Annotated in this window: 11 protein-coding genes and 1 tRNA gene; 7 read left to right on the forward strand and 5 right to left on the reverse strand. The window is 67.7% G+C overall.

Annotated elements, in window-relative coordinates; genetic code table 11:
- Positions 1–451: 451 nt before the first annotated feature.
- Positions 452–847, reverse strand: a complete 396-nt coding sequence (locus tag AC2CHG_RS15720; protein ID WP_484524999.1) for a hypothetical protein — start codon at positions 845–847, stop codon at positions 452–454.
- 271 nt (positions 848–1,118) lie between these two features.
- Here AC2CHG_RS15720 and AC2CHG_RS15725 point away from each other — a divergent pair, with 271 nt between their 5' ends.
- Positions 1,119–1,874, forward strand: coding sequence for a hypothetical protein (locus tag AC2CHG_RS15725; RefSeq protein ID WP_484525000.1), 756 nt, complete (start codon positions 1,119–1,121; stop codon positions 1,872–1,874).
- Positions 1,875–2,344: 470 nt separating this feature from the next.
- Here the strand turns inward: AC2CHG_RS15725 and AC2CHG_RS15730 are convergent, their stop codons facing one another.
- Entirely contained in the window at positions 2,345–3,319 is a 975-nt protein-coding gene (locus tag AC2CHG_RS15730) for a hypothetical protein (protein WP_484525001.1), read from the reverse strand.
- Between the two features lie 183 nt (positions 3,320–3,502).
- On the opposite strand from AC2CHG_RS15730, the gene AC2CHG_RS15735 reads away from it, so the two are divergent.
- Both AC2CHG_RS15735 and AC2CHG_RS15740 read left to right on the forward strand, forming a co-directional pair.
- Positions 3,503–4,669 carry a hypothetical protein gene (locus tag AC2CHG_RS15735; protein WP_484525002.1) on the forward strand — a complete coding sequence of 389 codons (1,167 nt, stop codon included), beginning with the start codon at positions 3,503–3,505 and terminating at the stop codon, positions 4,667–4,669.
- Between the two features lie 73 nt (positions 4,670–4,742).
- Positions 4,743–5,405: a tyrosine-type recombinase/integrase gene (locus tag AC2CHG_RS15740; protein ID WP_484525003.1), complete on the forward strand. Its 663-nt coding sequence runs from the start codon at positions 4,743–4,745 to the stop codon at positions 5,403–5,405.
- A gap of 65 nt (positions 5,406–5,470) precedes the next feature.
- Here the strand turns inward: AC2CHG_RS15740 and AC2CHG_RS15745 are convergent.
- Positions 5,471–5,542 (reverse strand) — tRNA-Lys (locus AC2CHG_RS15745).
- A gap of 176 nt (positions 5,543–5,718) precedes the next feature.
- Here AC2CHG_RS15745 and AC2CHG_RS15750 point away from each other — a divergent pair.
- Entirely contained in the window at positions 5,719–6,852 is a 1,134-nt protein-coding gene (locus AC2CHG_RS15750; protein WP_402810479.1) for a sensor histidine kinase, read from the forward strand.
- Positions 6,849–7,511: a response regulator gene (locus AC2CHG_RS15755; RefSeq protein ID WP_135242818.1), complete on the forward strand. Its 663-nt coding sequence runs from the start codon at positions 6,849–6,851 to the stop codon at positions 7,509–7,511. The genes AC2CHG_RS15750 and AC2CHG_RS15755 overlap by 4 nt, the downstream gene beginning before the upstream one ends.
- A gap of 94 nt (positions 7,512–7,605) precedes the next feature.
- Here AC2CHG_RS15755 and AC2CHG_RS15760 read toward each other — a convergent pair whose 3' ends face one another.
- Positions 7,606–7,974, reverse strand: a complete 369-nt coding sequence (locus AC2CHG_RS15760) for a DUF6223 family protein (protein ID WP_262015638.1) — start codon at positions 7,972–7,974, stop codon at positions 7,606–7,608.
- 183 nt (positions 7,975–8,157) lie between these two features.
- Here AC2CHG_RS15760 and AC2CHG_RS15765 point away from each other — a divergent pair, with 183 nt between their 5' ends.
- Positions 8,158–8,457, forward strand: a complete 300-nt coding sequence (locus tag AC2CHG_RS15765) for a hypothetical protein (RefSeq protein ID WP_262015637.1) — start codon at positions 8,158–8,160, stop codon at positions 8,455–8,457.
- Positions 8,458–8,494: 37 nt separating this feature from the next.
- The gene (locus AC2CHG_RS15770; RefSeq protein ID WP_262015636.1) at positions 8,495–9,577 is read left to right on the forward strand and encodes an NAD-dependent epimerase/dehydratase family protein; all 1,083 of its coding nucleotides are present in this window, start codon (positions 8,495–8,497) and stop codon (positions 9,575–9,577) included.
- A gap of 344 nt (positions 9,578–9,921) precedes the next feature.
- Here the strand turns inward: AC2CHG_RS15770 and AC2CHG_RS15775 are convergent.
- Positions 9,922–10,938, reverse strand: a 1,017-nt coding sequence (locus AC2CHG_RS15775) for a hypothetical protein (RefSeq protein ID WP_484525004.1), incomplete at its 5' end; no start/stop codon positions are given.

Below are 10,938 nucleotides of genomic sequence, written 5' to 3' on the forward strand. Positions count from 1 at the left end.
GCAGCCTCGACGCCATCCACTTGGCCGCCGCCCAAGTGCTGACCAACGAGTTCGGACGGGCACTCATCGCCTTGGTCACCTACGACCGGCGACTGCTCGAGTGCGCCAAGGAAACAAAGCAGGACTGCCCATCGCTGGTCCCGGCCAGAACTGACCCGCGACTCCCAAGAGCCGGGCGTGGCCGCGCGGCCAGGATATCGGCCGTGGCCTGCGTTCTTGTGACCCTGCGCCCCGCCGTTTGGGTATCCGTTCCGGTGGGCCGCCAGGGACTCGAACCCTGAACCCGGCAGGTCTCATGAGTATGCGCCGCGACTGGACAGATCGGGCTGCTGAGCAGGGCTTCCGTTGACGGCACCTGACAACGTTTGACAGCCCTTGTCGCCCTCCGTTGTGCCGGAGTTGTGCCCGTTGATCTTGTTGCAAGGGGATGCGGGCGTGCCCGGTCGCAGGGCTATTTGAAGACGCCGATGATCCCCGTGACCGTGCCGACGATGCCGCTGACCGTTGCGAGCTTCGCTGATGCGCCGGTCCAGATGCCCTTGGTCTTCTCCCGCCAGCCGAGAGACCACCAGTCACGCCCGAACTTCTGCCACTTGTGCTGTCTGAGGTGGCATCCCAGGAGCAGCCCTGTCGAGTTGTTGCGGCAGAACTCGACCACGCCACCGCGCTTGCGGTTGATCGCGCCGCAGTACACCGGCGCTTGGAAGAGAACGAAGGCGATCAATAGGCCGACGAGAACGGCGTAGAGGCCGGGCCCGACCGCGTTGTTGCCCAGGGACAAGAGAAGCACTGCCAGGACGATGTAGCCCCAGTACTGCCACAACTTCGATCTCCCACGCGATGCCATGAGTGCGTACGGTACGGAAGTGACTGCATAACGTGAAGGTCTCTAACCTGTCGGCCTTCCGACGGCGACGCAGTTTCCAGCGCTTTCAAGGAGGGCGAGGGCGTAGTCATCAGCTCGCGCAGTGGGCCCTTGAGCTGCCGCTACGCCGAGCATGGATGGTCAGCGATGGTTGCTGCTGACCCTTGTTCGGCAGCCAGGCGACGGCATGATCGCAAACCCATAAGCGCTGGACGGGCCTCATCCCTCCTTAGGTGGGGGTGCAAGAGTTGCTATGGCTTGGCAGGATGTCAATGTGAGCATTGTTCGGCATACACGGCGCAATGCAAAAGCTGGCATGGCACTCGGGGGCACAGCTCTGCTGGCAAGCATGTTCGCCATCTCAATGGGTTACGTAGCGCCAAACGGCCAAGAAGAGCCCAAGGTGACCGACTGGATGCAGGCATGGGGAAGCATCCTCGGAGTCGTCGCGGGGGTGGGAGCTGCCATTGCGGCGGGCTGGCTGCTATTGCACGAGCGAGAGCAGGCGCGGTTGGCGCAGGCCGCCCAGCAGCGGGAGAGCGACGAGCGATACGCCGAGCTTGTTACTTGGTATCTAAGGGAAAAGGGCGACGATGAGGCGAGCCTGCGCCGACCGGTCGATGCCGGCGACTTCTGGGGGACCCCTCCTGACTCGTCGGAGGCTGTGCTCGTCATCCTCAACAACAGTCACGGCTGCATTTATGAAGTAGTTGTATCAATTCCGGAATTCCGCAGGAACGAGTATCGAGACTTCAGTCACCTTGCAGACCGTGGGCTAGGCACAATCCCGCCCGGGCGAACCGAAATCGCCATGCCCATGCGGGGCTACCGAAATTTTCACGGCTCGGGATCGTTCCGGACAATCCGCGAGTTGCCTAGTAATGCCCCGGTGGAATACTTGCGGTTCAGAGATCCAGCCGATAGGTCATGGCAACGAACAGGTCGGGGTGAATTAATCCGTCTTCCCTACACTAATCCAGGCACGGATTATCCCGACCACTCTCCCTAATAGGCGCGAGTGGCGCCTCCGTCGGGCCAAGCGGGAGCCTCTGCCCCTAGAAGCCATCCCGTCGGCCTTCGCCCGCACACGGTGGAGCTGGTGGGGCCTGCCCGGTCAAGGTGGAGCACCCCACTGTCTGAACGACCTTGACCGGGCAGGCCCCACCAGCTCGGCTTTGCCCGGACGGAGGCTGTCGGGATGGCGCCACCATCCCAGAGCGCCCGAGCGCCCCGCCGGAGGCACTGCCTTTGTCTCGGCCAACGTGAAGCCCCGGAACTGCCACTGATCATGGCGGCCCGGGGCTTCTTCGTATGTCGCGCCGCCGGCGGGCTATCACCGTCGCGCTGGCGGCCGAAGGCCAGAGGCGCGGCGGCGGGCCATCGGCCCGGCCCAGGTTCGGCGGCGCGAGCGGCCTGCGAAGCGGGCCGCCTTGATCTCGTACAGAAAGTTCTCACATCATCGCACCGAGGGTAGAGCGTTTAGAACGGCGGCTCGTCATAACCGGGCGGCTTCGCAGCAAGCCTCCCAGCCTCATACAGCGTGGCTGCGGCTTCATATGCCTCATCGAACGAGTCGCGATCTAGCCACGACTTACCGGATACCTGGCGCGACCAATCCTCTCTAATACGACTCATGGGAATCGAGTAGCCCCCACCCGGTCGACCAACACTTACGAGATTACTGTCGGTAACAACCCACTGAGGAGGGCAAAACTGCACGACTCCGTTGAGCGGTGTCATGCTACCGGTTGTCGCGTGCGTATGCGCCACTAGCAGTGTTTCGCTAAGGTGGCTGAATACCTTGCCCCCCGCGAAACACTCGTCGCCCGGATAGTGCCCAACCGCCTGCAACGTCTGCCCTAGGTTGACCAAGAACTCGGCAGCCGAGAGGGATCGGGGCCACGCCAAGTAGGTGAGGATGACTCCGCCGATCGACTCCAGGCGGAGGTACAAATCCTCCGCCGGGTCTGGGCCTTCCACCTGAAAAGAATCGCTCGCAGTCGGAGTCTCGAACCGCAGGTAGATGTTCGTGTTCTCTATTGGCACACGGCATCCGTCTCGCGCAGTCAAGCCCAGTGCTGCGGCTCGCACTAGCCCATTGAAGGTCGCCTCATGCGAAGGTTCGTCACCAACCTTGGCGAACCCTTCGCCATCGGAGACGCGGATGCTCGCCAGTCTTGCAGCTACCTGGTCCGAAAGCTCTTGCCTCGCCAGCCGAAACTCGGTCTGCGCTTGCGCCACCTCCTCCGCGAGAGTCTCGATCCTGGAGCTTGTCTCATCCTGGCGTTCGCCGATCTGGCGCTGCGCGGTCTGGACATCGTCCAACCGCCGTTCGATATGGCGGCCAATAAGGAGCAATGGGGCAAAGAGAGCCATGGCTGTTCCGGCGTTGACCAAGACTCCGGACCACCACGCGTCATGCCTGAGCAACCAGGAGAAACCCAGGCTCGCCACGCCTCCAATGAAGAGGCTCCACCCCGACAGTCAACGGATGCTCCCGAACCATGCCCGGACAGCCAATGGACGCTCCTCAACCCCAGCCGCAGGTACCTGGACACGGTAGCGGACGAGAGGTGGTAGAGCCCGACCGCAGAGGACGATGCTCATCGAGCACCGAGTGCCGTAGAGTTGCCGTCTATGTTCGATGGTCCCGACTTTGAACTCGCTTGGCCCAGAGAGGTTTTTGTCAACGAAGCACAGAGCCTCATCGCGATTGGCCATAAATCAGATGTAGGCCGTGTGGCATTCCTTCTTGAGGAAGCCTTCGTGAGTTCTTTCCCGAAGGAAGAGTTTGAAGCACTCCCGAAGTTCGCGCACAAAACCTCCTCCTTCGACGACCCGTGGGAGATCGCAGCCCCCAACGCCTCGCCGGGAAGCAAGCCCACACTGCAACTCGACCAATCGACCTACCTTGAACGTCTGATCGAGAACGCCGAGACCTTAAGAGAGGCCACAAACCCACTTCCGTATTGGAATGAGCGCAAGGGAGCCATCTCACCCACTCCTAGCGCAGTCAATCCCGAAGCCGCCAAGCGTAGATTCGTGACCTTGCTTAGCGAGCTTGATAGCAGTGGATATCTAGACCGAATATTCCCGAAAGTTTGCGTCGACGATCATTCCAGCGAAGAAGTGGACCGCGCGGCCAAACTCGAAGAGCTTAGTGGCATCCCTGGGCTATGGCCGATTCGGCCGGACTCATGTGACGACGATACTTTTTTCACAGCGATGGAGGTGTTCCACGATCTGGTCGCTCGCCCTAGAGAACGGTCCTGGCATAATTGGGATGGATGCGGCTGGCACTATGGCACCTTCTCAGTTAAGCCAGCCCGCAACCTGTACACCATCAGGGTTAACCGGATTCTGGAGAACGCAAGTATTCCCTTTAGATTAGCGGATGCGGGGGAGAATGCGGGTCGGCTGGTGCACTTGGTCAGCGATGATCGACGTGTCCTTCTGGATCGCGCCCTTCGTTCAACTGAACCCAAGGTCCGCGACCACGTCGAGCATGCGACCGCTCTCTTCCGTCGACGGACAGCAACCGCCCATGACAAAAGGTCGGCTGTCGTTACGCTGGCACATGTGCTGGAAAGTCGCCGCAAGCTCCTTAAGCAAGAACTTCTTAGCCGGGACGAAGGAGCCCTGTTTCAGATAGCCAACGAGTTCGCGATCCGCCACGAGAGCGAACGCCAAAAGGCCGACTATGATCCACTCTTTCTCGACTGGATCTTCTGGTGGTACCTCGCCACAATCGAGCTGACAGACCGTCTTATTGCGAGAACTTCCCAAGCCGATCGCTCGACTTGATGATGCGGGCCGGCTCGCCCAGATCCTGCGCGGTCTGTCGCGGGCACCGAAATGGGTTCCCACCGGGGACCAGGTGCTCAAGCTCGTTGAGGTGGTACCCCGGCGATTCCGGGCGGCTATCTGGCTGGGAGCAGGGGAGGGGCTTCGCCTCGGCGAGGTCCTTGGAATGGAAGCCGGTTCACGCTGTGCTGACTACGAGCATGGCGAGCTGCATGTGGTGCAGCAACTACGGCACTCGCCCGAGCACTTCGGCGGCTTCTACCTCTCCCCACCCAAGAGCGGTTCCACCGGGACCGTCGACCTGGACGCGGTGGTCGCCGAGGAACTGACCGCCCATCTCAACGAGGTCGGTCCTGTCGAGTTCGAGCTGCCCGACATCACCACCGGAGAGCGCCTGATCCGACCGGTGGCGGTCCTGTTCACCTCGGCACGCGGAAGGCTGCTGACGGATACCTACTGGTCGGAGCTGTGGGCGGACTGGCGGCAGGCCGCCGAGTGGCCGAAGGAAGGCACCTTCCACTCCCTGCGGCACTTCTTCGCCACCACGCTCATGAGCAACGGTGTCGAGCCCCAGGAGGTGCAGAAGGCGCTGAGGCACGCCAACCTGCGGATCACGTTGGAGACCTACGTGCACTGGCTGCCGAAGAAGGACCGCCCGCGCGGCCTGGTCGGCAGCCTCCTGCGGCAGGCAGACGGCAAGTCATCTGAACGCGCCACCGGCCAAGATCAGAACTGAGTTGTGCCCTGGTTGTGCCCGATGATCTTCGGCCGACGTCCTCGCAGCTCAGATGCGCTGTTGAGTGGGCCGCCAGGGACTCGAACCCTGAACCTATGGATTAAAAGTCCACAGCTCTGCCATTGAGCTAGCGGCCCGCACGGCACAGGTTACCCGAAGCCGATCAGCCCGGCGTGCGTCGCGCATCGACCCTCCGACCACGCGCCGACACCGCCACGGCGCCGCTTCGGGGCCCTCCGCTGCGTCCGCGGACCGCTACGCTTCGACAATGTCGAGCCGGCGCCGACACGGCCTCAAAGCGGAAGCCGCAGTGGTGCCTGCCGTCGCCCTGGTAGCCCTGCTCGGCCTGGTGGTGCAGTCGGAGGGCATCGACACCACAGCCGAGTGCGTGGCGCTGCTCGTCGTCCTGGCCTCCTCCGGCGCGCTCTACCTGCGCCGGCGATACCCGGTGGCGGTAGGCCTGGTGGCGCTCGCCGCTGTCGCCGCGTACGGGGCTCTGCTGCACCGCCCCGGGCCGATCATGCTGGTGTTCGTCGTGGCGCTGTACACGGTCGTCGACGAGGGGTACCTCGCTGTCGCGGTGGGGCTCGGCCTGGCCTCTGTCGTCTCGTTCGCCGTCGCCGACAGCTACACCCGGACCGGGGTCAGCGGGAACGGCGCGACGCTGCTGCACGCCGGCTGGCTCGTCGCGGTCATCGTCGGCGTCACCCGTAACCGGCGCGCCTATCTCGCCGAGGTGCAGGCCCGGGTGCTCGCCGCAGAGCAGCGCAAGGAGGAGGAGGCCCGCCACCGGGCCACCGAGGAGCGGCTACGGATCGCCCGCGAGCTGCACGACCTGCTCGGCCACCACCTGTCGCTGATCAGCGTGCAGGCGAGCGCCGCGTTGCACCGGCCCGATCCGGAGCGGTCGGCGGAGGCACTCGCCGTGATCAAGCAGACGAGCCGGGAGACGCTGCGCGAGCTGCGGGCGGCGCTCGGCGTGCTCCGGCAGGAGGGTACGACGCCGAGCCGGCCCGCACCCGGCCTGGACCGCCTCGACGAGCTGGTCACGGCGGCCGGGCGATGCGGGCTGACGGTGCGTACCGAGGTGACGGAGACCGGGCCGCTGCCGCCGGAGGTGGACCTGTCCGCGTACCGGATCGTCCAGGAGGCGCTCACCAACGTGAGCCGTCACGCGGGCGCGACCTCGGCGGTGGTCCGGGTCGTGCCGGACGGCGACGAGGTGCTGGTGGAGGTGGCGGACGACGGCGCCGGTCCCGCGGGCCCGCACGACACAACGCCCGGCAACGGGATCCTCGGCATGGGCGAGCGGGCCCGGGCGCTGGGCGGCTCGCTCACCACCGGGCCCGGGCCGGACGGTGGGTTCCTGGTGCGGGCCCGCCTTCCGCTGCGGCCCGCGCCGCTGCCGGTCCCGGCGCCACGCGCGGAACTGGGGGAGAAGACGTGATCCGGTTGCTGCTCGCCGACGACCAGACTTTGGTACGCGCGGGCTTCCGCTCCATCCTCGACGGCGAGGACGGCATCGAGGTGGTCGGTGAGGCCGCAGACGGCGCCACGGCGGTACGGCTGACGCGGGAACTACGGCCGGACGTCGTCCTCATGGACATCCGGATGCCGCTGCTGGACGGGCTGGCCGCCACCCGGGAGATCGTCGCCGGCACCGCCGCCCGGGTGATCATCCTGACCACCTTCGACCTGGACGACTACGTCTACGGCGCGTTGCGGGCCGGCGCGAGTGGCTTCCTGGTCAAGGACACCGAGCCGGCGGAGCTGATCCACGGCGTACGGGTGGTGGCGCGGGGCGACGCGTTGATCGCCCCGGCCGTCACGCGCCGGCTGATCGCCGAGTTCGCCGCCCGCACCCGGCATCCGGACCCGGGCCCCCGGCTGAACGCGCTCACCGAGCGGGAACGGGAGGTGCTCGCCCTGGTCGCCGCCGGCCTGTCGAACGACGAGATCGCGGCCCGGCTCGTGCTGAGCCCGGCCACCGCGAAGACGCACGTCAGCCGGATCATGACCAAGACGCGGGTACGGGACCGGGCCCAGCTCGTGGTGCTCGCGTACGAGTCGGGGCTGACCGTGCCCGGCTGGCTCACCGCCTCCTGAACGAGCCGCCGGGCCGACGCGAGCCGCCGGGCCGACGCGGCTGACGCGAGCGACCGGGCCGACGCGAGCCGCCGGGACGGAACGAGTGACCGGGTCAGGCGGTGCGCCGGGAACGGGCCAGCGCCACCCCGCCCAGCACCGCCCCGATCAGCCCGAACGCCACCCCGGCGACCGCGCCGGCCCGGCCCTGGCCGCTGCCGAGACCCTCGGTGGTCAGCGCCAGATGCCACGCGCTGAGGACCAGGCCGATCACTCCCGCCGCGGCAGCCACCAGGGCCTGGACGCGCCCCTCGCCCGGCCCGCGACCGGACCGGCTCAGGGCCAGTCCGCCGACGACCACGCTGGCCAGGGCCACCACGGCGAAGACTGTGGCGCCGACCCGGCCAGAGCCGCCGATGCCCCCGGCGGCGAGCGAGGTGTGCGCGGCCGGGGCGACTGCGCCGGCGAGCAGGTGCATGGACATTCTGGGACTCCCTCGGGTCGCGGCAAGTGGTGACGGCGGCAGCGTATGGACGGGCATCGCCGCCGGTCGTCGCCCCGGAGTCGTCGATCGGGCTACCACCCCTGGAGTACGCGCTGCGCCCGCGTACCCCAGGGGTTGTCGTTGCCGGGCGTGAACGGCGGCGGCCGGGGAACCTGGGCGACCATGCGAGTCACGAGCACCGCCGCCGTGGCGGCGTCCCGCGAGGTGCCGGGCGACGACGGCGTACGCCGGCCGGGCGGTGAGGTGCACGCCTGGCTGCCGGGCCGGAACCAGACGCTGTGCGGGCTGCCGCTGAGCCGGACCCGGCTGCGCCGCTTCCCGCACGTGCCGTTCGACTACTCCGGCACCGACGTGCTCACCGAGGCCGACCCGGAGGGCTGGCTCTGCCCGCGCTGCCTGGCCGCCACCTCGGGTCGCCGCGACCGGGAGAAGGGCTGGGTGCGCACGAACCCCCGTCCGTGAGCGGTTGCTGCCCGGTTCAGCGGGTACCGCACCCGTCATGCGCATCGTGATCGTGGGGGCGACCGGCAACGTGGGGACGGCAGTGTTGCGCCGGCTGCGGCGGGAGGCGGGCACCGAGTTGGTCGGCGTGGCCCGGCGGCTGCCCGGACCGGACGCCGGTGAACCGTACGACGACGTGGAGTGGCACTCCTGCGACATCGGTGCACCGGGTGCCGCCGACCAGCTCGTGCGGATCTTCGCCGGGGCGCGGGCAGTAGTGCACCTGGCCTGGCAGATCCAGCCCAGCCACGACCGCCGCACGCTCCACCGGACCAACGTCGGCGGCAGCCGCGCGGTGATCGAGGCCGCCGTCCGGGTCGGCGTTCCGGCCCTCGTGTACGCCTCATCTGTCGGCACCTACGCGCCCGGCCCGAAGAACCAGCCGGTCAGCGAGAACTGGCCGGCGACCGGGGTGGAGACGTCGTCGTACAGCCGGGACAAGGCGGAGGTGGAGGCACTACTCGACGGCGTGCAGCGGGAGCACCCGAACCTGCGCGTGGTACGGCTGCGGCCGGGGCTGATCTTCCAGCGGGAGGCCGGTACGGAGATCAGCCGCTACTTCCTCGGCCCACTGGTGCCGGTGCGGCTGCTGCGGTACGGCCGGATTCCGCTGGTGCCGTCGAACCGGCGACTCCGGATGCAGGCGGTGCACGCCGACGACGTGGCGGACGCGTACGCCCGGGCGGTTGTCGGGGATGCGAGCGGCGCCTTCAACGTGGCGGCCGACCCGGTGCTGACGCCGGAGCTGGTGGCACGGCACTTCCACGGCTGGACGCTGCCGGTGGCGGTGCCGGTGCTGCGGGCCGCGGCGGCGCTTACCTGGCGGGCGCGGCTGCAACCCGTCGACACGGGGTGGGTCGACCTGGCGCTGAACGTGCCGCTGATGTCCAGCCACCGCGCCGAGACCGAACTCGGGTGGAGCCCGAGCGTCGACACGGTGACCGCCCTGAAGGAGCTGTTCGCCGGGATGGCCGCGCGGGCCGGTACCGATTCGCCGCCGCTGTCCCCGGACCCGGCGCTCCCCGGCCGGCCCGCCGCCCTCACCAGGGGTCACCTCCCCGGCCACCCCAACCCCTACTGACCCCACCCTTCGCCTGCCCGCCACCTGTCCGATCCGGCTCCAGCCTCGGGCCACCCCGCCCTCGCCCTATCTCGCTGCCACCCCGCCTCGCCCTATCCCGCCCTCGCCCTGTTGATCAAGGAGTTTGTGTCGCGCGCAGAGATCAACCAGGACACAAACCCCTTGATCACGGAGCCAAGGGGGGTAGGCGCGAGAGCGCGAGGGCGGAGCGGCCACTCTCCAGGCGGGGATTGCTCGGTGATCATGAGGTTGACGGCGCGACACGCCGACGGGGAGGCCGCCAACTTCATGATCGACGGGGCGGGACGGGACAGCGCAAGGCGGGGCGGGGAGAGGGCAGACGGTCAGGAGATCTGGGCGCCCAGGAAGAAGATGCCGGGGTGGCCCTTTGTCTCGAAGCCTCGGCTGGGGTTTCGCCGCAGGGTGCTGCTGTCGATCTTCGGGGTTCCGGTGCGGTTGTTGCTGACGAAGAAGATCGCACCACCGCCCTCGTTCGCGCTGTTGTCCTCGATCACCGTGCCGACGATCCGTACCGCGAACTCGTTGCCGTCGCAGTAGATCGCGCCGCCGCTGCCGCCACCCGGTGTGCCGCCCCGGGCCGGGTTCGCGCCGGTACCGACCGCGCGGTTGTCCCGGAAGACGCTGTTCAGCACCGTCCAGGAGACGCCGATGCTGCTCAGCGCCCCGCCGTTGGCGCACACCCCGCCGGTGAAGGTGCTGCTCACCACGTACACCGGTTTGTTCTCGAACTGGCTCAGCACGCGCAGCGCGGCGCCGCCGAGGTCCGGGCCGGTACGGTCGCAGCGGTTGCCGACGAACCGTGAGTTGATCACGGCGAACCGCCCGCCGCGTACGAAGATCGCGCCGCCCCCACCGCCCTCGGTGCGATCACCCGTGGCGTCCCCGTCGGCGAACGTCAGGTTCTGCACGGTGAGCCGCGGGTGGTCCTGGTTCTGGCAGTGCGAGGTGGTCCAGCCCTGCGCCTCGTCGCACGTGTTCATGTAGAGGATCCGGCGTTTGCCGCCGCCGCTCAGCGTGACGGTGCCGCCGCCGTCCAGCACGACGCGCGGGCCGTGCGAGTTCACCACCTTCGCGGTGGCCTTCATCGTGATGGTGACCGGCGCGGGCCCGCAGTCGAACGTGATGACGCCGCCGGCCGCGACGGCCTTCACCACCGCCTCCGAGGTGCAGCTCGCCGGGGTGCCGCTGCCGACGGTACGGGTCGGGCGCGAGGTGTCCACCGGACGCGCCTCGGCCGGTACGGCGGCCCGGCCAGCCGGGTTGCCGGCGCGGAACGTGACGGTGGCCGCGCTGGGGCTCGGCCGGGCGCTGCCGAGACCGGCCCGCCCGCTCGACGAGGC

This window comes from Micromonospora sp. ATLC20 (assembly GCF_057196585.1).

Bases quoted from the DNA above. Each gene is read 5' to 3' on its own strand.
- AC2CHG_RS15770 (WP_262015636.1), top strand. From the start codon at position 8,495: ATGCGCATCGTGATCGTGGGGGCGACCGGCAACGTGGGGACGGCAGTG.
- AC2CHG_RS15720 (WP_484524999.1), bottom strand. From the start codon at position 847: ATGGCATCGCGTGGGAGATCGAAGTTGTGGCAGTACTGGGGCTACATC.
- AC2CHG_RS15725 (WP_484525000.1), top strand. From the start codon at position 1,119: ATGGCTTGGCAGGATGTCAATGTGAGCATTGTTCGGCATACACGGCGC.
- AC2CHG_RS15735 (WP_484525002.1), top strand. From the start codon at position 3,503: ATGTTCGATGGTCCCGACTTTGAACTCGCTTGGCCCAGAGAGGTTTTT.
- AC2CHG_RS15765 (WP_262015637.1), top strand. From the start codon at position 8,158: ATGCGAGTCACGAGCACCGCCGCCGTGGCGGCGTCCCGCGAGGTGCCG.
- AC2CHG_RS15760 (WP_262015638.1), bottom strand. From the start codon at position 7,974: ATGTCCATGCACCTGCTCGCCGGCGCAGTCGCCCCGGCCGCGCACACC.